The organism is Amycolatopsis rhabdoformis (assembly GCF_035918295.1).
Classification (GTDB): domain Bacteria; phylum Actinomycetota; class Actinomycetes; order Mycobacteriales; family Pseudonocardiaceae; genus Amycolatopsis; species Amycolatopsis rhabdoformis.
Genome location: NZ_CP142149.1, coordinates 9789661 through 9810642, shown reverse-complemented (window position 1 = coordinate 9810642; position 20982 = coordinate 9789661). Strand labels below are relative to the sequence as shown.

Annotated in this window: 16 protein-coding genes; 6 read left to right on the top strand and 10 right to left on the bottom strand. The window is 71.0% G+C overall.

All coding sequences use genetic code 11. From position 1 onward, the window contains the following. Window positions 1–80 precede the first annotated feature (80 nt). Together VSH64_RS45725 and VSH64_RS45720 are read left to right on the top strand one after the other, a co-directional pair. A complete protein-coding gene (locus VSH64_RS45725) occupies window positions 81–1250 on the top strand; it encodes a macrolide family glycosyltransferase (RefSeq protein WP_326568975.1) in 1170 nt (389 codons plus the stop codon). A 311-nt stretch (window positions 1251–1561) separates the two neighbouring features. Next, on the top strand, window positions 1562–2467 hold the full coding sequence (locus VSH64_RS45720) for a hypothetical protein (RefSeq protein WP_326568974.1): 906 nt from the start codon (window positions 1562–1564) through the stop codon (window positions 2465–2467). A gap of 239 nt (window positions 2468–2706) precedes the next feature. On the opposite strand, the gene VSH64_RS45715 is transcribed toward VSH64_RS45720, so the two are convergent. From VSH64_RS45715 to VSH64_RS45700, 4 genes are read right to left on the bottom strand one after another with little or no spacing between them, the layout of a single operon-like run. After that, entirely contained in the window at window positions 2707–4434 is a 1728-nt protein-coding gene (locus VSH64_RS45715) for an aminotransferase class V-fold PLP-dependent enzyme (protein ID WP_326568973.1), read from the bottom strand. Next, window positions 4431–5198, bottom strand: coding sequence for an amino acid ABC transporter ATP-binding protein (locus VSH64_RS45710; RefSeq protein ID WP_326568972.1), 768 nt, complete (start codon window positions 5196–5198; stop codon window positions 4431–4433). The genes VSH64_RS45715 and VSH64_RS45710 overlap by 4 nt, the downstream gene beginning before the upstream one ends. After that, on the bottom strand, window positions 5191–6084 hold the full coding sequence (locus tag VSH64_RS45705; RefSeq protein WP_326568971.1) for an amino acid ABC transporter permease: 894 nt from the start codon (window positions 6082–6084) through the stop codon (window positions 5191–5193). Before VSH64_RS45705 ends, VSH64_RS45710 begins: the two co-directional genes overlap by 8 nt. Beyond that, window positions 6071–7033 (bottom strand): ABC transporter substrate-binding protein, encoded by a 963-nt coding sequence (locus tag VSH64_RS45700; protein WP_326568970.1) that lies wholly within the window; start codon window positions 7031–7033, stop codon window positions 6071–6073. The genes VSH64_RS45705 and VSH64_RS45700 overlap by 14 nt, the downstream gene beginning before the upstream one ends. A gap of 99 nt (window positions 7034–7132) precedes the next feature. On the opposite strand from VSH64_RS45700, the gene VSH64_RS45695 reads away from it, so the two are divergent. After that, window positions 7133–8113 carry a Gfo/Idh/MocA family protein gene (locus tag VSH64_RS45695; protein WP_326568969.1) on the top strand — a complete coding sequence of 327 codons (981 nt, stop codon included), beginning with the start codon at window positions 7133–7135 and terminating at the stop codon, window positions 8111–8113. Here VSH64_RS45695 and VSH64_RS45690 read toward each other — a convergent pair. After that, window positions 8071–8652, bottom strand: coding sequence for an NADAR family protein (locus tag VSH64_RS45690; protein WP_326568968.1), 582 nt, complete (start codon window positions 8650–8652; stop codon window positions 8071–8073). The two genes, VSH64_RS45695 and VSH64_RS45690, sit on opposite strands and share 43 nt — an antisense overlap. Window positions 8653–10127: 1475 nt before the next feature. On the opposite strand from VSH64_RS45690, the gene VSH64_RS45685 reads away from it, so the two are divergent. Then, entirely contained in the window at window positions 10128–10529 is a 402-nt protein-coding gene (locus VSH64_RS45685; RefSeq protein WP_326568967.1) for a pyridoxamine 5'-phosphate oxidase family protein, read from the top strand. Here VSH64_RS45685 and VSH64_RS45680 read toward each other — a convergent pair. The 5 genes from VSH64_RS45680 to VSH64_RS45660 all read right to left on the bottom strand — a co-directional run bounded on the left by VSH64_RS45680 (window position 10526) and on the right by VSH64_RS45660 (window position 16867). Then, window positions 10526–11065 carry a TetR/AcrR family transcriptional regulator gene (locus VSH64_RS45680; protein WP_326568966.1) on the bottom strand — a complete coding sequence of 180 codons (540 nt, stop codon included), beginning with the start codon at window positions 11063–11065 and terminating at the stop codon, window positions 10526–10528. The genes VSH64_RS45685 and VSH64_RS45680 overlap by 4 nt on opposite strands. Further along, window positions 11065–12678, bottom strand: coding sequence for a long-chain-fatty-acid--CoA ligase (locus VSH64_RS45675; RefSeq protein ID WP_326568965.1), 1614 nt, complete (start codon window positions 12676–12678; stop codon window positions 11065–11067). The genes VSH64_RS45680 and VSH64_RS45675 overlap by 1 nt, the downstream gene beginning before the upstream one ends. Window positions 12679–12762: 84 nt before the next feature. Then, window positions 12763–13956: a GTPase gene (locus tag VSH64_RS45670; RefSeq protein ID WP_326568964.1), complete on the bottom strand. Its 1194-nt coding sequence runs from the start codon at window positions 13954–13956 to the stop codon at window positions 12763–12765. Beyond that, window positions 13953–15725 (bottom strand): P-loop NTPase family protein, encoded by a 1773-nt coding sequence (locus tag VSH64_RS45665; RefSeq protein WP_326568963.1) that lies wholly within the window; start codon window positions 15723–15725, stop codon window positions 13953–13955. Before VSH64_RS45665 ends, VSH64_RS45670 begins: the two co-directional genes overlap by 4 nt. Window positions 15726–15826: 101 nt before the next feature. Next, entirely contained in the window at window positions 15827–16867 is a 1041-nt protein-coding gene (locus tag VSH64_RS45660; protein ID WP_326568962.1) for an IniB N-terminal domain-containing protein, read from the bottom strand. Window positions 16868–17389: 522 nt separating this feature from the next. Here VSH64_RS45660 and VSH64_RS45655 point away from each other — a divergent pair. Both VSH64_RS45655 and VSH64_RS45650 read left to right on the top strand, forming a co-directional pair. Next, a complete protein-coding gene (locus tag VSH64_RS45655; protein WP_326568961.1) occupies window positions 17390–18538 on the top strand; it encodes a molecular chaperone DnaK in 1149 nt (382 codons plus the stop codon). Further along, window positions 18535–20982, top strand: coding sequence for a helix-turn-helix transcriptional regulator (locus tag VSH64_RS45650; protein WP_326568960.1), 2448 nt, complete (start codon window positions 18535–18537; stop codon window positions 20980–20982). Before VSH64_RS45655 ends, VSH64_RS45650 begins: the two co-directional genes overlap by 4 nt.

Here is a 20982-nt window from a genome sequence, read left to right as displayed (position 1 = left end):
GTGACTCTTCACGGCCGCCTCCCGGCCGGCGGCCGTCACTTCCTTGCGCGCCGGTCCCTCCTGGACACCGGAGATCTTTCATGCGCGAACACCTCGTGGTGGTCGGTACCACCGCACCCAGCCACATCTACCCGTCCCTGGGCGTGATCGCCGAACTCGTGCGCCGCGGCCACCGGGTGAGCTACGTGGTGGGCTCACCGCTGGCGCCGCTGGTCGCTCCCACGGGCGCCCACGTCGTCACCCACCCGACCCTCCTGCCCCTCGGCGAGGCCGCCACCTGGCCCGACGACCCCGCCGACGCCATGCGCGTGTTCCTCGACGAGGCCGTCGCCCTCCACCCCCTCCTGCGGTCCACCTTCGACGCCGACCGGCCCTCACTGGTGCTCTACGACATCGGCGGCCTCGGCGCGCCGCTGCTCGCCGCGCGGTACGACGTGCCCGCTGTGCAGCTGTCGCCCGCAGCCGTGGCGTGGGAGGGGTATGACGAGGACATGGCCGAGGTGATGGACCCGATCAAGACGTCACCGTCCGGTGTGGACTATGCCCGAACGCTCGGTTCGTGGCTGCGTTCGGAGGGCGTCGACACCGATCCGTGGGTGTACTTGGGCCACCCGACGCAGGTGCTGTCGTTGATCCCGCGGGCGATGCAGCCGTTCGCATCCCGCGTGGGGTCGCACGTGCAGTTCGTGGGGCCGTGCCTGTCACCCGAGCGACTGGCCGAGCCGTGGACGCCGCCGGCTTCCGGGAAACCGGTGCTGCTGGTGTCGTTCGGGACGGCGTTCACCGATCAGTTGCCGGTGTACCGGGCGTGCGTGGAGGCGTTCGCGGATTCGCCTTGGCATGTGGTGATGTCGTTGGGCTCGTTCGTGTCCGCTGACGATCTGGGCCCACTGCCGCCTTCGTTCGAGGTGCACTCTCGGGTCCCGCAACTCGCTGTGCTGTCGGCGGCGTCCGCGTTCATCACGCACGCCGGGATGGGCAGCTGCACGGAATCGCTGTGGTACGGCGTCCCCACCGTCGCCATCCCGCAGGCCGCCGACCAATTCGGCAACGCGGCGCAACTGGAGTCCCTGGGCGTCGGGCGGCATCTACCGGCTTCGGACGTCACGGCGGAGTCGTTGCGGGCTGCGGTGGAGGAGGTGTCCGGGTCAGCGGAGGTGGCGTCGCGGTTGGCCGCGCTGAAGACCGAGATCCGCGCCCACGGCGGAATTCCGGCGGCGGCTGATGCGGTGGAGGCGTTCTTGAAGTAACCCACACGCGTTTCATCGAGCCCCGGCGGTGACCACCGCCGGGGCTTCCGTTTCTCATCTTGCGCCATTTGTGTCACCACCTTCGATTCGCACTACCAAGCGCGATTCACCGGCTCAGCGGTACGAATCACCGCGAATAGCCGAGGACGATCAAGGGATTGCCGAGGGGTGCCGGAAGGGGAGTAATGGCGCATTACTCGAGCTGCGAACGAGCGCGGAGCCGAACATGTCGATGCCAACTGTGCTGCGGAGCGCAGCACGGCTGGACCGGTTCGATCACACTGGCCAAGGACTCGGATCCGAGTGCGCGCTTGGAGCTGCGAAGGAAAGCCGACGAAGCGTGGATATCCGCCACGCAAAGGAACAACCGCCCGCTGAAGAGTACGTACGCTGAGAAGTCCGCGGCGATCGACGCCACCGTCGCCGAGATCATCGAACAACTCGCTCGCGAACACGCGCACCACCCCAGAGTTCACCTTCGCAAAGCGAGACGCGAAGCAGCCGGGCAGGCAACCGAAGAACGTGAATCAGCGGTCGAGAACGAGTCCCGGCGCACACACCTCGAGACCCCAATCGAACGTGATCGACCCGGCGAAACGCCCGGTCCACCCACATCGACCGCTCACCACCCTGCCCCGCAACTCCGCGCCGACGGCGGCCACGGTCAGCCCACCGCGCCGCCGAGGTCCACGGTCGAGGAAATCGAACGGCTCGGTAACGCACTGACAGACGTCGTCCTGAAGGACATCGAAAAGGTGTGCGGCGGGTCGCTGCCGGAACCGACCAAGGTAGCGCTCGCCGATCACTTCTGGTGCGATCTGCTCGCGCAGTTCGCGCACGTCATCGACGAAGGCGCGAAGTTCTTCGACGACATCCCCGACCGCGTCACCAAACTCATTCTGGCGTCGCGGACGGCTCCTCGACGATTGCCGCTCGAAGAGATCGTGGTGAAGACCGCGGTCAAGAGCATGTGGAACCTCCTACAGCCGCTGGCCGCCCCGCTGGCAGTCCTGACCGGGTTCAAGAAGCTGCTGCCTGTGATCCGGCTCTTGGCGGTGCTGATCTGCAAGGCCCCGGAGCGCCACGAGGCCGTGGTGACCTACTGCGTTGATCCACTCACGAAATCACTGACCGATGCAGTGAAGAAACGTCTGGTCAAGGCCCTGAGTAGCTGGCTTCCTGGCCTGATGGATGAGGTAGGACCCGCTGCGGCATAACCCCCAAGCCGCAGTGGAGGCGTTCCTGAGGTAACCGGCGGACAGCGGTCCTCGACCTAAGTCGAGGACCGCTGTCTCAAACCCACTCCGCCGCCACTCGCCCGACCTCCGCGTCCTGCGCGGTGGCGGTGAAGGTGACGCCGCGGGTCATCGGGGCTTCGATCGACAGTCCCAGTGGACGAGGTCGCCGTCGCGGGTGATCGCGACCCCGTCGGGTGCGGGCGTGATCTGCAACCCGGTCAGGCTCTGATCTCATTCAAGTAGTTGTAGATCGTGTACCGCGTCACGTCCAGGTGGGTGGCCAGGTGGTCCACCGCGTCCTTGATCAGGAAGAACCCCGCCTCGTCGAGTTCGCGCACCACGCCCGCCTTGTGCACCTTCTTCATCAGCTCCACCGGGATCCCCACCTTGCCGATGGCGCGCTCCACGAGAAACCGCTGCAGGCTGTCCACGTCGGGTGGGAAGGTCTCCGCGCGGGCGGGTGGCGGGTCCGACGGGGAGGCCGCGACCTCGCTGTTCACGCAGAGGCAGCCGACCGCCACGCCGTCGGCGTCGCGGAGGAAGAGGGTGGAGGAGCGGATCGCGCGGCCGTCCGGGCCGTGGGTGCGGTAGTTGGTGAGGTCCTGGGTGGTGCCGCGGCGGACGAGGCCCAGCAGGAGGTCGGTCATGGGGCCGCCGACGGTGCGGCCGGTGACGTCGCCCGCGATGGCGACGATGGAGTCGGGCAGGCGGGACAGGTCGTGGAGCAGGACCTCGTTGCCGGGGCCCAGCATGGCGGCCAGGCCGTCGACGGCGGGGATCAGGGCGCTCAGCAACGCGTGCGTGGCGCCGCCCGAAGCCGCGGCCGGGAGGGCCACCGTGGTGCGCGGGCGGGTGAGACTGTCCAAAGCGGACCGGACGGCTTCGGCGGCCGAGGCCGGCGTGGAGGCGTGTGGCGAGAGGCGCACGTGTTCGGGCCGCACGGTCGCCGCGAGGCCCGCGGCCGACAGCGCCGCGCCGACCTGTTCCGCCGGGTGGCCGGGCAGCTCGAACGCGAGGATCCCCGCGCGCCGGTCCACGGCGGACACGATGGACGCCCCCAGCGAGAGCAGCACCTGTTCCAGCTCACCGACGCGTTCGGCGATCCGTGACGCGATCTCGGCGACGCCGGCCTCCTCGACCAGCTCGAGCGCCGCCGCGAAGGCGCCGGACGTGATAGGGCTGAGGTTCGAGATCGACCAGCCCGCGGCGGTGGTGTCGGCGGGGTGGATCTCGTCGTCGAACAGGCCGGGGTCGCGCGCGCCCGTCCAGCCGGACAGGATCGGGTCGAGGCGCTCGAGCGCGCGGTCGGACAGCACCACGAAACCCGTGCCCCAGCCCGCGCGCAGCCACTTCTGGCCACCGACCACGAGCACGTCGGCGACCTCCCACGGCGCCTCGGTCACGCCGAAGCCCTGGATTCCGTCGACGACCAGCAGCCGGTCGCCCACCACCTCGCGCAGCGCGGCGAGGTCGGCGCGGTAGCCGGTGCGGAAGTCGACGGCGCTCACCGACACGACCGTCGTTTCGGGCGTCAAAGCCGAAGCTACGCGGGAAGGGGTCACGAAACCCGCCGGCAGCCGGCGCAGCCGGACCCGGCCGACCTCCGAAGCGCGTGCCCACGGATAGGTGTTCGCCGGGAACTCGCCCGCCGACACGAGCACCTCACCACTGCTGTTGAACGCGGCCTGGAACAACCCGAGGCTCGTGTGCGGCACCAGCACGGTGTGGTCGGTGTCGCTGCCGCACAGCCGCGCGGCCGCCGCCTTCGCGCGCGTCTCCTGGCGCATCAGCTCGTCCACAGTGGACGGACCGGCCTTGGTGGCGGCTTCCAGCAGGCTCGCCGTGGTGTCGAGCACCGCGTGCGACGGCGGCCCGAACCGTGCGAAGTCGAGGTAGCCGGCGGGCTCGTCGAACTGCAGCAGGTAGCGGGGCGAAATCCGCGTCACGACAGGACCCGCGCGAGGAACTGGCGGGTGCGCTCGTGGGCGGGGTTCTTCAGCACGACCTCGGGCGGGCCCGTCTCGACCACCGCGCCGTCGGCGAGGAACACCACCTCGTCGGCCGCCTCGGCGGCGAAGGCCATTTCGTGCGTCACGACCACCATCGTCATCCCCTCCCGCGCCAACGTACCCATCACCGCCAGCACCTCCCCCACCAGCTCCGGGTCGAGCGCCGACGTCGGCTCGTCGAACAACATCAGCTTCGGCTTCATCGCCAGCGACCGCGCGATCGCCACGCGCTGCTGCTGACCACCGGAGAGCTGGGCCGGGTACGCGTCGGCGCGGTGCGCCAGCCCGACCCGATCAAGGAGTTCGAGTGCTTCGGCGCGCGCCTGGTCCGGGTCGGTCCGGAGCACCCGCACCGGCCCCTCGACCACGTTCTCCAGCGCGGTGCGGTGGCCGAAGAGGTTGAAGCGCTGGAACACCATGCCGATGTCCCGCCGCTGCCGTGCGACGTCCTTTTCGCGCAGTTCGTACAGCTTCCCGCCGCGCAGCTTGAACCCGATCGGCTCGCCGTCGACCCAGACCTGACCGGCGTCGATGGTCTCCAGGTGGTTGAGGCACCGCAGGAACGTGCTCTTGCCGGCACCGGACGGCCCGAGCAAGCACACGACCTGACCCCGGTGCACCTCCAGGTCGATGCCCTTGAGCACTTCCGTGCCGCCGTAGCTCTTGTGCACGCCGACCGCGCGCAGCAGTGGCTCAGACACGCGCACCCCTCACCAGCGGCATCCCCCGCAACGCCTTCCCGACCCGGGCGGCCGGCCCGCGGTCGGCGGCGCCGAACGAGCGTTCCAGGTAGTGCTGCCCCACGCCGGCCACCGTGACCACGACCATGTACCAGACCGCGGCGGCGATGAGCGTTTCCATCACCAGCAGGTTGTTGGACGAGATGTTGTTGGCCGCGTGGATCAGCTCGGTCACGCCGATCACCGACGCCATCGACGTGCCCTTGAGCATGTTGATGAAGTCGTTGCCCGTCGGCGGGATGATCACGCGCATGGCCTGCGGCAGCACCACGCGCCGCAGCGTGGCGCCCGGGGTCATGCCGATGGACTTGGCCGCCTCGGTCTGCCCGGCGTCCACACTGGTCAGTCCCGCGCGCACGATCTCGGCCATGTAGGCACTTTCGTTGAGCGCGAGACCGAGCAGGGCCGCGGTGAACGCGCTGATCAGCACGTTCGTCGGCTCGTGCACGAGGTATCCGCCGAAGGGCAGCGGGATCGAGATCGTGGGGAAGATCAGCGCGAGGTTGTACCAGATCAGGATCTGCAGCAGCACCGGAAGCCCGCGGAAGAGCCAGATGTAGGCGGCCGCGAACCACTTGGCCACCGGGTTGGCGCTGCGGCGCAGCAGCGCGATCAGGATACCGAGCACGATCGCCACGGCCTGCGAGATCACCGCGAGCACCACCGTGTTGAGCAGGCCGAGGGCCATCACGCGGTAGAACACGAAGTCGGGCACCGAGCCCCACTCGATCTGCGCCTGCGCGAGCGCGAAACCCAGCAGCACGAGCAACGCGACGATGATCACCGCGCTGACCCAGCGGCCCCAGTGCCGGAGCCGGACGATCGGCAGCGGCTCAGCTCCCGCCATTGACGGCCGCCTCCTTCACCGCGCCCTGCTCCACGCCCCAGGCCTGCAGGATCTTGCCGTACGTGCCGTCAGCCACGAGTTCCTGCAGCGCCTGCTTCACGGCGTCGCGCAGCTTCGTGTTGGCCTTGGTGAAGCCGATGCCGTACGGCCCGCCCTCGATCGGCTGGCCCGGCACGACCTCGAAGAACTTGCCGTCTCCCGCGGTGCGCGAGATGTACACGGCGCTGGGCAGGTCGTTGAGGATCGCGGCGACGCGGCCGGTGCGCAGCTGGTTCTGGTTCTGCGTGTCGCTGTCGGTGGCCGTGACGGTGATCGCCGGCTTGCCCGCCTGCGTGCACTTCGTGCTCTGTGCGGTGGCGAACTTCTGGTGGCTCGTGCCCTGCACCACGGCGACGTTCTTGCCGCACAACGTGTCCGGGCCCGTGATGGCGTCGGGGTTGCCCTTGCGGACCATGATCGTGATGCCGGAGGAGAAGTAGTCGACGAAGTCGATCTGCTGCTGACGCTCCAAGGTGTCGTTCATCGCGGCCATGGTCAGGTCCACGCGGCCCGACTGCAGGCTCGTGATCAGCGAACCGAACGCCATGTCCTGGTAGGACACCGTGACGCCGAGCTTCGCGCCGATCGCCTTGGCCAGGTCCACCTCGTAGCCGATCGGCGTCTTGCCGTCGCTCGAGTAGAAGTTGTTGGGCGCCGACTGGATGTTCGACGCGAGGTGCAGCACCTTGGCCTGCGCGACGGCCGGCGGCAGGGCCGCGGTGAGCTGCGCGTCCGGCTTCACGGCGGTGATGAGCGCGGTGTTGTCCGGGATCGGCGAGCTCCCGCCACCGGCCGGTTGCTGCGTGCCGCCGGCGCCGTCGGGGCCACCTCCGCAGGCCGTGGTGACGAGGGCGAGCGCACCGGTCAGCAGGGCGGCCTGCCAGGCGCGGGTACGGGACGGCGACGGCATCGGGGACCTCCAGGTCGTCGTGATGGCCGGAACGGTACAACTGGTTGTTGAAGTGGTCAACAACCAGTTGAAGTCTGCTGGTCCGCTAAGGTTCGGACCATGCGCATCGGAGTGCTCGGAGCGGCCGGAATCGCCCCGGAAGCCCTGCTCGAACCGGCCCGGGAAAACCCCGACGTGGACATCGCGGCCATCGCCGCGCGCGACCTCTCCCGCGCCCACGAGTTCGCCGCGAAGCACCGGGTGCGCGAGGTCCACGCGAGTTACGAGGAGCTGCTCGCCGACCCGTCGATCGACGCGGTCTACAACCCGACGCCCAACGGTCTCCACGGCCGCTGGACCCTCGCCGCTCTGGCCGCCGGCAAGCACGTGCTCTGCGAGAAGCCCTTCACCGCCAACGCCACCGAGGCCCGCCTGGTCGCGGACGCCGCCGACGCGGCCGGGCTCGTGGTGATGGAGGCGTTCCACTACCGGTACCACCCGTTCATGCGGCGGATGGAGGAGCTGCTGGCCTCGGGTGAGCTGGGCGAGGTGCAGCACGTGGAGACCGCCGTGTGCTTTCCGCTGCCGCGTTTCAAGGACATCCGCTACAACCTGGCCCTGGCGGGCGGCGCGACCATGGACGCCGGCTGTTACGCCGTGCACATGGCCCGGCTCCTGGGCGGCTCGACCCCGACCGTCGTTTCCGCCCAGGCGAAACTGAAGTCCCCGGACGTCGACCGCGCGATGACGGCGTCACTGAAGTTCGCTTCGGGCGCGACCGGACGGATCCGGTGCTCGCTGTGGTCTTCGGACGTCCTGCGCATCACCGCCCGGGTGCAGTGCAGCAACGGCGAGCTCCGCGCGATCAACCCACTCTCACCGCGCTACTGGCACCGCTTGTCCATCCGCCGCGGCGCCTCGCGCTCCGTGGAACGCTTCACCCACCGCCCGTCCTACGCCTACCAACTCGAAGCCTTCGCCGACGCCGTCCTGCGCGACGCCCCCGTGTCGACTTCGGCCACGGACGCCATCGAAACCATGACGGTCATCGACGCGATCTACGAGGCCGCCGGCCTGCGCCCCCGCGTGCCCACGTCCTGACGCACCACCATCAGCGCGAACCCCAGCAGGTTCAACCCGCGCCACGCGCGCGGCTCCCCCACCCGCTCGTCGTCCGGCGCCAGCCCGATCCCCCACACCCGATCCACCGGACTCGCCTCCACGAGCACCCGCTCACCGGTGTTGGCCAGGTACTCGGCCAGCCCCGCGTTCTGCCCGAACTTCGCCGCGTTCCCCTCCACGACGATGTCGAACCGGTGCTCGTTCCACACCGCGTCGTCGAACCCCCGCACCTCCCGCCCGAGCGCCTTCACCGCCCCCGGATGCCGCGCCTCCAGCATCCGCGCCGCGGCGACCTCGTCACCGAACAACGTCGCCTTCCGCCACATCATGAAGTGCTCCGCGGTGGCGAACATCCTCCCCTCCACCTCGAACCCCGCCGGCCACCACTGACTCAGACACCCCGCCCCGATCCGCCCACCCGGATCCGGCCGATGCCCCCAGAACGGCAAGTACTTGAACCTCCGCCCCCGATCAAGGGCGCGACAGAGCTCACCGAACGTCCGCGGCTGTGGTCCCATACCCGACAGTGTGAACGAATCGGGGCGGGTTTGGGTGGGGTTTTCGCTGGCTGGGGGAGGCGGGGGCGGCTGGATGGAGTAGTGGGGGTGTCGGTGGGTGGGATGGGGTGGGGGTTGTTGGGTGTTGTGGGGGACAGCTTTTGGGCCGCAGGTGTTGGTTTTTGGTCCTGGGCGGCTTGTGGTCGGACCAAGCGGTGTGAGGGTTGTGGGGGACGGCGGTTCGCTTGCTGATCGGGAGTTGGGGCGGTGGTTGTGAGGGGCTGGTTCCTCTCGCCTCGATCCATGCCGCGGTGAGCGGGCGGGCTGGCTCACACAACATGGACGGCCGCGTCGGTCACCTTCCAAACGCGACTCGGCCTGGGCACTGCGGAGATCTACCGCGTGTCCCCCAACCTGCAGAAGGCGACAGGGCAAGCGGACCCCCGCACATCCCTCAGCCCCCCCGAGACGCGACTTGGCCCGGATGCTGTGGAGAACTACTGCGCGTCCCCGACTTGCAAGAGGTGAACGGGCAGGCCAACCCACCACATTCCTCCGAGCCGCCCCTACTCACCTTCCCAACGCGACTTGGCCAGGACCCCGCAGGGACCCACCTTGCCTCCCCCGACCTGCAAATGGCGACAGGGCAGATCAACTCGTGCATCCCTAAGAGCCACCCCACCCACTTGCAGAAGGCGACGGGGCAGACTGACTCGCGGAGACTTACCAACCCTCCCCCCTTCCCTTCCCCCGGCTGGCCCCCGACGAAAAGCGACAGCGCGGTTCCGGGTGGGTTGTCAAGGTACTCTTTCCCGCCTTGACAACCCACCCGGAACCGTTGCCATAATTGCGAATCGGGGAGCCCCTTGCTGCGGTTTCTTTAGTCTTTAGTCCTTAGTCGTTCCACCCCGCCAAAGAAAGCCTCCTCCGTCGGCAAAAGACCTCCGCCTGCGGCGACCCCTTCCCGCCTGCGGCTGGCCTCAAACCCGTGGGTCAGCACCCCGCTCTTTCTAGCGTTCTACGGTGCTCGAGTTGTGTCAAGGCGGGAAAGCGTGCCTTGACACAACTCGAGCACCGTAGAAGAAGTAAAGAATCGGGGGGCCGGCCGGGGAAAGGATGACTGGCGATCTCGGCGGTTCTCGCAGGTGGTTGAGCCGCGTAACGGAGTCGAGGCTACGCGCGGTGGCCAGTTGATCCCCTCAGTTGCGATAGTTGGGCGCAAAAGACCGTTCCGCATTGCGGCGCAAAAGCTCGTGGATCTAATTCGCGTGAATTCAGTCGCGACCCGTGGGCGTAAAAGACCGTCCCACACTGCGGCGCAAAAGCTCGTAACATCTAATCGAGCGAAGCGAGCTGCGGCCCGTAAGCGCAAAAGACCGTCGCGCCTGGCAGGTCAAAGACAGTGGACCTCCAGACCGTCGCGTCAAGCAAGGGCCAAAGACTGTCGCCAACCTCCCCCACCACCCCAACCCGCCCTCGCCAGCTAGCGTGCCCCCATGGAGATCGATTTGGTGGCGCGCGGTGAGGAGTTTCGGGTGTTCTGGACGGAGCGCCGGTTGGCGTCGCTGACCACGGTGCGGCCGGATGGGACGCCGCATGTGGTGGCGGTGGGGGTGACGGTGGATTTCGAGGCGGGGGTGGCGCGGGTGATCACGTTTGCCGATTCGCGCAAGGCGCGGTTGGTGAAGGCGGCGGGGGAGGCCGGGGTGGCGGCGGCGGTGTGTCAGTTGGAGGGGCCGCGGTGGTCCACGTTGGAGGGGCGGATGACGTTGCGGGATGACCCCGTGTCGGTGCGGGACGCGGAGGATCGGTACGCCGTGAGGTATCGGCAGCCGAAGCCGAATCCGAAGCGGGTGGTGTTGGAGATCGCGATCGGCAGGGTGTTGGGGAACGCCTAGGCGCGCGAGTGCACCAGCCAGGTGTATTCGGCCAGGAGTGCGCCGAGGTCGGAGGGTTCGCCGGAGGCGACGAGTTGTTGGTGGCCGATGAGCATGGCGAGGCCGAGAGCGGTCAGGGTGCGGGCGAGCCGAGCATCGCCGACGACGCCCTTCACCGCGCGGCCGACGGTGCGGAGGCGGGCGTCGTCCACGCGTTTTTGGGCGGAGCGGACGGTTTCGTCGTTGGCGGCCCAGGCGCGGATGGCGGCTTCGGCCTTGTGGTGCAGGCCCAGGGTCAGGTCCATCAAGGCGGCGAAGTCCGCGGAGGGGCCGGCGGCGCCGAAGTCGCCGGCGGCCAGGAGCACGACTTGGCGGTTTTCCCAGAACACCAGGAGTTCGTCGACGAACGCGGCCCAGCCGCCGAAGTGGTGGTAGAACGAGCCGCTGGTCACACCAAGATCTCGGCAGAGGCGGCCGACGTTGAGGCCGGTGAAGCCGTCGGCCGCGAGGATGTCGAGGGTGGCCTGGAAGTACTGCGCCCGGGTGACCGCGGCCATCAGACGTTGCGGTCCCGGTGCCGCCAGTACGGCTCGCGCAGGGAGCGCTTCAGGATCTTGCCGGTGGCGTTGCGGGGCAGGGCCTCGAGCACGTCGACGCTGGCAGGGCACTTGAAGTGGGCCAGGCGGGCGCGGCAGAACTGCAGGAGCTTCTCCACGTCCACGGACTCGCCGGGCAGCGGGGCGACGACGGCCTTCACCTGCTCGCCCCAGCGCTCGTCCGGCACGCCGATCACGGCGACCTCCGCGACGCCCGGGTACTCGGCCAGCACGCGCTCCACCTCGGGCGAGTAGACGTTCTCGCCGCCGGTGATGATCATGTCCTTGACTCGATCCTCCAAGAACACGAAACCGCCGTCGTCGAGGCGGCCGATGTCGCCGGTGCGGACCCAGCCGTCGACGATGGTCTCGGCGGTGGCGGTGGGGTTGCCCAGGTAGCCCGACATGCGCTGGTCGGTGCGGATCCAGACCTCCCCCGAACCCGAGCCCGAGCCGGAATCCGAGCCGGAATCCGAGCCCGAGCCAGAACCCGCAGGAACATCCTCCAACGTCGCCGGATCGACGATCCGCACCTCGACCCCCGGCACCGGCGTCCCCGCCGACGCCAGGCGCTCCGGCCGCGAAGCATCCCGATGCGCCGCACCATCCAACGTCGTCACGGCGCCGGAAAGCTCCGTCATGCCGTACACCTGCACGAACTCCATGTCCGGCCAAGCCGCCAGCGCCGTGCGCAGCAAGGGAAGCGGCATCGGCGAAGCGCCGTACCCCAGGTACTTCAGCCGCGCCAGCCCGGCGATCGCCTGCTCCCCCGCCTGCACGATCGCGGCCACCACCGCGGGCACGAGGAACGCGTGCGTGGCACCCGCGGCGAGCGCCCCGAAGAGCGACGCGGCGTCCGGTTCGCGGGTCATGATCGTCGGGCGCCCGGTGAGGAAACCCAGGATGGCGTAGCAGGTGCCGCCGACGTGGAAGAGCGGCATCGCGACCAGGTTCTTGTCCTCGGGCCCCATCGGGAACGACGTGCCCACCGCGGTGCCGTGCGTGAGCACACTGCGGTGGGTCAGCACCGCGCCCTTCGGGAAACCCGTGGTGCCGCTGGTGTACATCACCAGCACGCCCTCGTCCTCGGTCACGGCCGGGAAGTCCACAGAGGACGGATCACCGCCGGCGACCAGCGGCTCGAACGCGTCCTGCGCGCCACCCACCACCACGAACTGCCGCACCGCCGGCAGCCGGTCGCGGATCCCGTCGAGCACCGGCAGCAGCTCCGCGCCCACGAACACGACCTGCGCGCCCGAATCCGCCAGCACGTAGGCCAGCTCGTCCGGCGAGAGCCGCCAGTTCGCGATCGCGTTGGCCGCGCCCAGCGCCGCCGCCGCGAAGGTCACCTCGAGGCACGCCGGGTGGTTCTTGTCCACGAACGCCACCCGGTCACCCCGCCCGACCCCCAAGTTGGCCAGCGCCACGGACAGCCGCCGCACGCGGTCGTCGAACTCGGTCCAGGTGCGGGTGGTGCCGCCGAAGGTCACGGCCGGTTCGTCGCCCCGCTCGCGCGCCCAGTGGTCGAGCACGTCGCCCAGCACGCGGAACGCGGAACTTACCTCGACTGCCATGCCACGGCCCCTTCGCCAGCACCATAGAGTGCTCTATGGTGCGACGCCGAAACGGCCGTCGTCAACACCCCGGCCAGGCGAAAATCACGCGAACAGGGCCAGCACGCCTTCCGCGCTGCGCACCACCACGTGCGCCGCCGCGCGTTCGGCCGGCGGGCGGTCCTGGCGTTCGGCCTCGTGGCGCCAGCGCAGCACGGCGTCGGCGCCCGCCGCGTAGACCTCGCGCGGGTCGGCCTCGAAGTCGAGGCCGAGGCGTTCCTCCGGCGTCGTGCCCTGCGCGCCGAGCAGCCGCACGGCCTCGTCCGCGGGCTCGCCGGACAGCGCGGTGCGGCCGCCCCGGATGTCGGCGATCAGGCGCAGCTCGGTGAAGTCGTGGGCCGTCGCCGCGAAGCGCTCCACGCGCGCCTGCAGCCGGTCGCTGTGCGGGCGCGGCTCGCTCTGCAACACGGTTTCCAGCCGCACCACGGCCGTGCGGGCCTTCAGCGCCTCCGCGCGCGCCGCGAAACAGCCCGCGACGGTGTCGCGCAGCTCCCCCAGCCCGCTGCGCCGCACGAGCTCCGTGGACAGCTTCACGCGGCTGTCGCTGCCCGTGCGGATCAAGGTCAGCGCCAGCTTCACGCCGAACAACCCGAACCGCGAAACCAGCGAACGCCGTGTGTCCACCGAAACCGGCCCGGGGAACGCCGGATCCGTGAACGCGTCCACCGACAGCACGTAGCGCTCGAGCTCCTCGCGCGGCACGGCGGCGAACGCGGCCAGCAGCTCGAACTCGTCTTCGGTGAACGCGCGCGCGCCGTACGCGAGCTGCGCCGCCACCGCGATCACGCCCTGCGCCCCGCTGCACAACGGGTCTTCCCGCCACGCGCGCCGCGCCAGCTGCTTCGCCGTGAGCAACGCGTCGATGCGCCCCGCGCCCGTCTCGTCGGCGCGCGCGAGCACCAGCACGGTGTCCACGGCCGTCTGCCGCGCGAACGCCGAGCGCGCCGCCGGGTGCGCGCCCGCCAGCTCGTCGGGCTCCAGGTGGCGCAGCAGCCGCACGGTGGCGTCGGTGAGCACCGAAGCGGCCGGATCGTCGACGAGCGCCAGGTCGCGCAACGACCGCGTGTCGCCGAGCGCCGCCGCGAGCGTCGACTTGCCCGTGCCCGGCGCGCCGGTGATGCCGACGCGCAGCGGTTCGTCGAGGTGGCCGAGGGCTTCGCGCAGCAGCACCGACGCGCGCGGGCTGTCGCGGTAGAGCGCGCCGGCTTCGGCCAGCAGGCCACGGACGTCTTCGGTCACGCTGGCAGCTCCCTCGGTGCGCGGCCGGCGAGCACCCCGAGCTCACCGGCGCGCTGGTGCAGCCCGGCCAGGCGCTCGATCTCGCGACGCAGCTTCACCATCCGCCGCTCCCGCTCGGCCGAGCCGGCGATGATCGTCTCGCGTTCGTGCGCGAGCTGGTCGGCCAGCTCCTCGGCCAGCGCGGTGAAGTGATCCCGCAGTTTCCGCTGCACGCTGCGGATCGCGTCGCGACATTCCTTCGAGAACCGCAGGAACACGTCGTCCACGTGGCGCTGCGCGGTCATCTTCGCCACGGCCTGGCGCCGCTGCAGCCGCATGCCGCCCTCGTCGCTGATCGTCTTCGCCGCGAACGCCGCACCGGCGCCGAGCGACACCGGGTTGATCAGCGGCAGCCCGGCCAGGCTCGTCACGAGCCCGAACATCAGCACACCGCCGTAGGAACCGCGCAGACCGGTGAACAGCTTCTGCCCGATCTTGAAGCCCTCGATGCGCGGCTCGCGCACGTCGGCGATCAGCTCGGCACCCGAGTCGCCCAGGCGCAGATCCGGCAGGTCGTACTGCGCGCCGAACGCCGCGGCCACCGCCTGCGCGATCCACTCCGCGCGATCGGCGGTGAACGTGTAGTTCGTCTCCACGGCCTCGGTGAGCGTGCGGTCGAGCCACGGCCCGAACTCGTCCCACACCTTCACCGGATCACCCTTGTCGAAGGTCTCGTCGATCGTCTCGACGATCTTGCGCGTGCGTTCGCGCAGGTCGTACTCGGCGTCGGACTGCAGGTCGCCGATCTCGTCGGCGAGCAGGTTCTGCCAGCGCGTGTTGCGCTTGCGCAGCTCGTCGGCCTTGCGTTGCGCGCGGTGCAGCAGCGTCGTCTGGTCCACGCCCGCGTCCTGCCCGGCGATCTCGGCGCGCGCCCGCAGCGTCTCCACGAGCTCGGCGGTGGCGGCGCGCACGCTCAGCGCGGCCAGCACCGCGCTGGTGTGCTCCGGCGGCCGCGCGGCCTGCTCCGCGATCCACGAGAGCAGCTCCGGGAAGCCCGAGCGCGTGTTGAGATCCTGGTCCCCCGCCTTGGCCGCGGCCATGCGCACGGTGGCGGACACGGGCAGCACGGGGGCGTCGATACCGGCGTTGCCCAGCAGCGCGCGGTCGCGCTCGGCCACGGCCCGCCAGCTCGGGCAGACGTCGATCTTCGTGAGCGCGACGACCACGTGCGGGCACCAGGTGCGCACGTGGTGGGCCAGCGCGACCTCGGCGGCGCCGAGCGGGGTCGTGGCGTCGGACACGAGCACCACGGCGTCGGCTTCGGCCAGCACGTCGAGCGCGGCGGCGGTGCGCGGCGAACGCGGGTCGCCGATCGCGGGGGTGTCGACGAGCACGAGGCCCGCCGAAAGCAGTTCGCGCGGCACGCCGACCTCCACGCGGCGCAGCGAGCCCGGGGGGCGCGCGCCGAGTTCGCCGGTGAGGCGCTCGACCGGCACGGGCACGCGCTCGTCGGCGCGGCCCACGAGCGTGGCGGCGGGTTGCGCGGAGTAGCCGATCTCGACCGGCACGGCGGGGGTGGCGGCGTCGCCCACGGCGCACACGGGCGCGTTGAGCACGGCGTTGACGAGGTAGCCCTTGCCCTGTTTGGGAAAACCCAGCACGGCGATGCGGGTGGTGCCCGGCGGTCGGTCGCGGCGGCGGCGCAGGCGTTGCACCAGGTCTTCGCGGCCGTGGGACCGGCAGGCGTCCAAGGTCTCGTCGAGCACTTCGAGCCAAGCGGGAGCGGTCACGTCGAAGAAGTGTCCCCCGTGTACGAGGAGTGTGCGAACCGGGTGGTGGCTCCGCGGTCGCACCCAGACCGCGAAGCCACCTCCGGACGAAGCAGATCTATCTACAGGTGCAGGTCGAGCCCGCCGCCACCGTGGTTGGTCTCCACGCCGGCCTGCAGGTCGATACCCAGCGTGTGCTGACCCAGGTCGGTGACCGTGGAGACGGTGTCGTGCACCACGCCGAGGCCGGCGTCCGTGCCGGTGTGCGCGTCGGTGCCGGTGTGGGTGTCGGCGCGCTCGCCGCCCAGGTCCGGAACCACGTTGTGCGTGAGCGACTGCACCTCGTTGGTCACACCGCCCACGGCGTGGTCCAGGCCACCGGCGCCGAGGCCGCTGGTGAGGTTGCCGACGGTGTCGGTGACCGAGCCGGTGAGGTCGCTGACGTGACCCCCGACGCCACCGGTGACGTCGGTGAGGTGACCGGTCAGGTCGCCCACGGTGCTCATGGCGCCACCGGCGGCCGGCAGGTCGCTCACGTGCATCGGCGCGGAGCCGTCGACGGCACCGGTGACCTGGCCGCCGAGGTCCTGGACCTGCGCGACGGCGCCGCCCGCGATACCGCTGACGGCACCGGCGTCGAGGCCGCCCGAGAGGTCGTTGACCAGGCCGAAGGCGCTGGTCGGGTCCTGCGCGAGGGCGGTGACGCCCGCGGCGGTGTTCTGCAGGTCGGTCACGCCGGACAGGGCGCCGACGGCGGGCAGCTCGCCCACCATCGGGAGCTCGCCCACGGCGGGCAGCTCACCGACGGCCGGCAGCGCCGGCAGCGCCGGCAGACCCGGCAGCGCCGGCACGGACAGGCCGTCGACGCCCGGCAGGCCGAGGCCCGCGGTGAGCGCCTGCAGCTGCTCGATGGCGCCCTGGGGGCCGTCGGCGAGAACACCGGTGAGGTCGCCCGCCTGCGGGAGGGTGGGGAGCGCGCCCAGGTCGTCGACCGGGATGTAGTCGAGCACCAGCGGCATGACCTCGTGCACGTCGGCGGCGCTGATGTCACCGAGACCGGCGGCCTGCAGCGCGGCCTGCGGGTCCTGCGCGAAAGCGGCCAGCGACATCGGGTCGCTGAGCAGGTTGAGCGTGAAATCGTGCAGGGTCTGCACCGGGTCCATGTGGGGATCTCCAGAGGTGTCGATAACGGGGGATTGGCCCGGCCGTCGCCGGCCAGGTTGCCGATGAAGGTAGAGACGGGGCTCGCGGCCCACATCGGGGTTCACTCCCAGTTGTCAAGCGTTGCGCCGTTAGGGGGTCGGCAGGTACCCGTTAGGGAGTACGGGTGACCGATCGACCCGTCAGTGGGGTTAAAACCGACATTTGCCCGGAGTCGGTGACCCGATCGCGTGAGGATGGTCGGGGCCCCGGGGGTTCGGCCGCGAGCCCCTCCCCGAGCACCCGTCGGAACCGGCCTCGCACCCCCGTTCACATCGGCGTTCACCGACAGTCGCAGCTCGCTCAGCCGTTAGGGGGTCGATATGAGATCGTTAGGGAGTTACAGGCTCATCCGTTCGGGGGCTCGGTTGGGTAAATCCCACCCGCGCTTGCCCCAATGACCCGAACGGGTGAGGATGGCGTTCCCCTAGGGGGCGGATTGGTCTCCTTGGCCCGTCCCTGTGCGACGAAGGGAGGAAGCGGCGTTGCCCTATGTGCTCGGCATCGATGTCGCCCACGCCCGGACCCACGCCGCCACGCGCCGCCGGCAGGCCGACGGCTGGGGCGCCCCCGAACCGCTGTGGCTCGGCGAGAGCTCACCGGCCGCGGCGACGGCATTGTTCCTGGACGACGAGGGTTACCTGCTCACCGGAGACGCCGCCGCGCGCGCCGGAACGAGCGTTCCGTCCCGGTTGCTGACGGGCTTCCACCGTCGCATCGGCGACGACGTGCCCGTGTTCGTCGGCGGCGAGCGCTTCTCGCCGGAGTCACTCACCGCGGTGCTCGTGGAGGGCATCGCCGAGCACGCGGGCGCCCAACTGGGTGGCGCGCCGCAGCACCTCGTCGTCACCCACCCCGGTGACTGGGGCGACTACCGGCGTGACCTTCTGCGACGAGCGCTGGCCGATTCCGGCTTCGCCGCCGTGACTTTGGTGCCCAGCGCGATCGGTGCGCTTTGTGCCCACCTGCCCGATCCCGGACCCGGCGACCGCACGGCCGCGGTGTGCGACTTCGGCCCCGACGGCGTCACCGTCACGCTCGCCACGGCGTCCGGCGCGAGCGGCTGGGTGACCCGCGCCAGCAGCGAAGGGGTGGCGCCCGCGGCGGCCGTGAGCACGGCTTTCGCGCTGGCGCACGGGATTTCGGTGCTGCCCGACGCGCTGGCCGGCATCGTGTTCAGCGGCGAGCCCGGGCCGGGTGTGCTGCCGGGCCGCTTGCCGTGCCCCGTGTTCACCTCGCCCCAGCCGCCGCTCACGGCCGCGTTCGGGGCCAGTAGCCTTGCCGCTCAACGGATGAGCCCGCCCGCCCGGCGGGAGCAGCCGGCGGCGGCCGCGGAGACGACCCTGCTCCCCAAGGTCGACGCGGTCCCCGAGCTCACCGAACGGCCGGCTCCACCGCCGGTGGAGATCACGCCGTTCGAACTGCCCGAACCCGAAGGCGCAGCGAAACTGCTGCGCCGCTGGCGGCCGCTGGCCGCGGCGGCCGCCGTGCTCGCGATCGGTTCCACGGCACTGATCGCCATGCTCTCCTCCCACGAAGCCACGGCGGACAAGGGAACCGCCCCGCCACACCCCGCGTCCCTCACGTCATGCGCCCACCCGGGCGCGGCCCCCACCGGTGAAGGTCACTGTTGAACGCACTGCTGGCGAAAACCGGCACCGACGCCGTCCACCCCGTTGCCCGCCTGCTCCTCGCGGAGCTGGCGGCTGCCACCGCGCCGCCCGCGCGGCTCGTGGTGGTCGCGCCCGGTGGCTACGGCAAGACCACGCTTCTCGGCGCGCTCGAATCGGGCTGCCGCGAAGCCGGCGTCGACGCGACCCTCGTCGACGACGCCGACCAGCTCGGCGAAGAGGACGTGGCGAGACTGACGGCGCTTGATGGACCGGTCGTGCTGGCGCACCGCCCGAACCCGCGTTCGGTGGCGTTGCGCGGGCTGGCCGAGCCGTTCGCCCGGCAGGTGGTGCTCTCCGCGTTGAGTGCCGAAGAAGTCGGCGCGCTCGCGCGGCAGCTCACCGGCCGGCTCGTGGACGCCGCGGCCGCGGCCGCGTTGCACTCGCGCACCGGCGGGGTGCCGCGGCTGGTGGAGCGCGCCGTGACCGAGGAGCTCGGCGAGTTCCGCGCGGAGCTGGCCGAGCTCGACGACGACGTGCTGCGGTACCTGATCGCCGCCGAAGCCGGCGCGGGCCGCAACCTGGACCTGTTGTGCGCCTTGCTCGACCTGGCGCCGGACCGGTTGCCCGAGGTCGTCGACGGCGCGCGCGCCACGGGTTTGCTCGACGCCAACGACGAACTGCTGCCGGTCGCGGCCGAGGCCGTGCGCACGTACGGCCCGCCGGCGCGCCGGCTCACGGTGCTGCAGCGGCTCGTGGAAATCCAGCTGCAGGGCGGGCTGCCGGTGCTGGAGCTGGCGAAATCGTTGCTGGACACGGGAAGTTCGGGCGCCAGCGCGGCGGCCGCGTTCGCGACGGCGGCCGGCGAGGCCTTGCCGGCGGACGCGAAGCTCGCGGCGCGGCTGTTCGAAGCCGCGGCCGAGGCGGGGGCACGCGACTCGGCGGTGACCACCGGCTGGGCGCGGGCAGCGGCGTTGTCCGGCGACTTGGACACCGCGTTGCGGCTGGGCGACGGCATGTTGAGCGGCGACGACCCCGAGGCACGCGCCGCCGGGGCGGAGATCGCCGCGACGGTTTTGGCGCACCGGGGCGAGCTCGCGCGCAGCGCCGAGCTGTACCGGTGGGCCGCGGCGGTGGACGCCGACTCCCCGTCGGCCCACGTGCCCGAGGTGTACCGGTGGGCCGGGCGCGGCGCGGCCAACGCCTTCGCCAGCATCGCGCTCGTCGGCTCCGGCCAGCTCGACGCGGCGCGCGCACTCGTGGACGCGCCTGTGCCCGGCATGGCACCGACCTTGTTCGCGGGAGCCGTGGCGCGGACCGCGAGCGGGATCGTCGACTCGGTGAGCGGCCCGGGCGCGGACACGCTCTCGGCGCTCGTCGGCGCGTCGGCGATGCTCGAGCCGGCCGCGACCGGCGCGCCGCTGCCCGACAGCCCGGCCGCGCTGGCCGCGCTCGTCGGGCTGCACTCGGGTGAGCTGGGGCTCGCCGAATCGGTGCTCGACCGCGCGCTGGCCAGCGACGTCGGCGGCGACCTGCTCACCGCGCGGCACCGGCTGCTGCTCGGCTGGGTCGCGATGACCAGCGGCCACCTCACCGCCGCCGCCGAACACCGCGACGCCGTGGCGGGCCTGCGGCTCGAAGCCCGCGACGAGCTGTTCTTCGCCACGCTCGAGCTGGGTCTCGCCCGCCGCGCGAGCGACCTGGTGGGGCTGCAGCAGTCGTGGGACCGCGCGTACCAGGCGTCGATGCGGCAGCAGACCGACCTGTTCACGCTGCTGCCGCTGGGCGAGCTGGCCATCGCCGCCGCCCGCACCGGCGCGAACGCCAAGCTCACGCGTCAGCTGCGCCACGCCCACGCCATGCTCGCCGACCTCGGCAACCCTCCACTGTGGACGGTTTCGCTGTGCTGGCACGAGCTGCACGCGGCCATCACCGTCGAGGACCTCGACACGGCCGCCCACCAGCTGGCCGCGTTGACGGGTTTCGCCGGCCACGGCCGTTACCCGGCCGCCCTCGCCCGCGCCGCGACCTGCTGGCTCGCCGTGCTGAGCGGCACGTTCGACCACGACGAGATCTCCGCGGCCGCCGCCGAGCTGCACGAACTCGACCTCTGCTGGGACGCCGCGCGCCTGGCCGGCCAGGCCGCCATCCGCACGTCGGACCGCAAGGCGATGGTCCAGCTCCTCGAAGCCGCCCGCCAGTTCCAGGCCGGCACCGGCCGCCGTGAATCCGCCACGCCGGAACCCGGCGCGGCGCCCGGCCTGAGCACTCTGAGCGAACGCGAGCTCGAAGTCGCGCGCCTCGTGGTCGACGGCCTCACCTACAAGCAGGCCGGCAGCAAGCTGTTCATCTCCGGCAAGACCGTGGAACACCACATGGCCCGCATCCGCGCCAAGCTCGGCGCAACGGATCGCCGCGAGCTGCTCGCCACGCTGCGGGACCAGCTGGCGAAGCCCGACCTCTCCTGA

Bases quoted from the DNA above. Each gene is read 5' to 3' on its own strand.
- VSH64_RS45725 (WP_326568975.1), top strand. From the start codon at position 81: ATGCGCGAACACCTCGTGGTGGTCGGTACCACCGCACCCAGCCACATC.
- VSH64_RS45705 (WP_326568971.1), bottom strand. From the start codon at position 6,084: ATGGCGGGAGCTGAGCCGCTGCCGATCGTCCGGCTCCGGCACTGGGGC.
- VSH64_RS45700 (WP_326568970.1), bottom strand. From the start codon at position 7,033: ATGCCGTCGCCGTCCCGTACCCGCGCCTGGCAGGCCGCCCTGCTGACC.
- VSH64_RS45695 (WP_326568969.1), top strand. From the start codon at position 7,133: ATGCGCATCGGAGTGCTCGGAGCGGCCGGAATCGCCCCGGAAGCCCTG.
- VSH64_RS45690 (WP_326568968.1), bottom strand. From the start codon at position 8,652: ATGGGACCACAGCCGCGGACGTTCGGTGAGCTCTGTCGCGCCCTTGAT.
- VSH64_RS45685 (WP_326568967.1), top strand. From the start codon at position 10,128: ATGGAGATCGATTTGGTGGCGCGCGGTGAGGAGTTTCGGGTGTTCTGG.
- VSH64_RS45680 (WP_326568966.1), bottom strand. From the start codon at position 11,065: ATGGCCGCGGTCACCCGGGCGCAGTACTTCCAGGCCACCCTCGACATC.
- VSH64_RS45675 (WP_326568965.1), bottom strand. From the start codon at position 12,678: ATGGCAGTCGAGGTAAGTTCCGCGTTCCGCGTGCTGGGCGACGTGCTC.
- VSH64_RS45660 (WP_326568962.1), bottom strand. From the start codon at position 16,867: ATGGACCCGGTGCAGACCCTGCACGATTTCACGCTCAACCTGCTCAGC.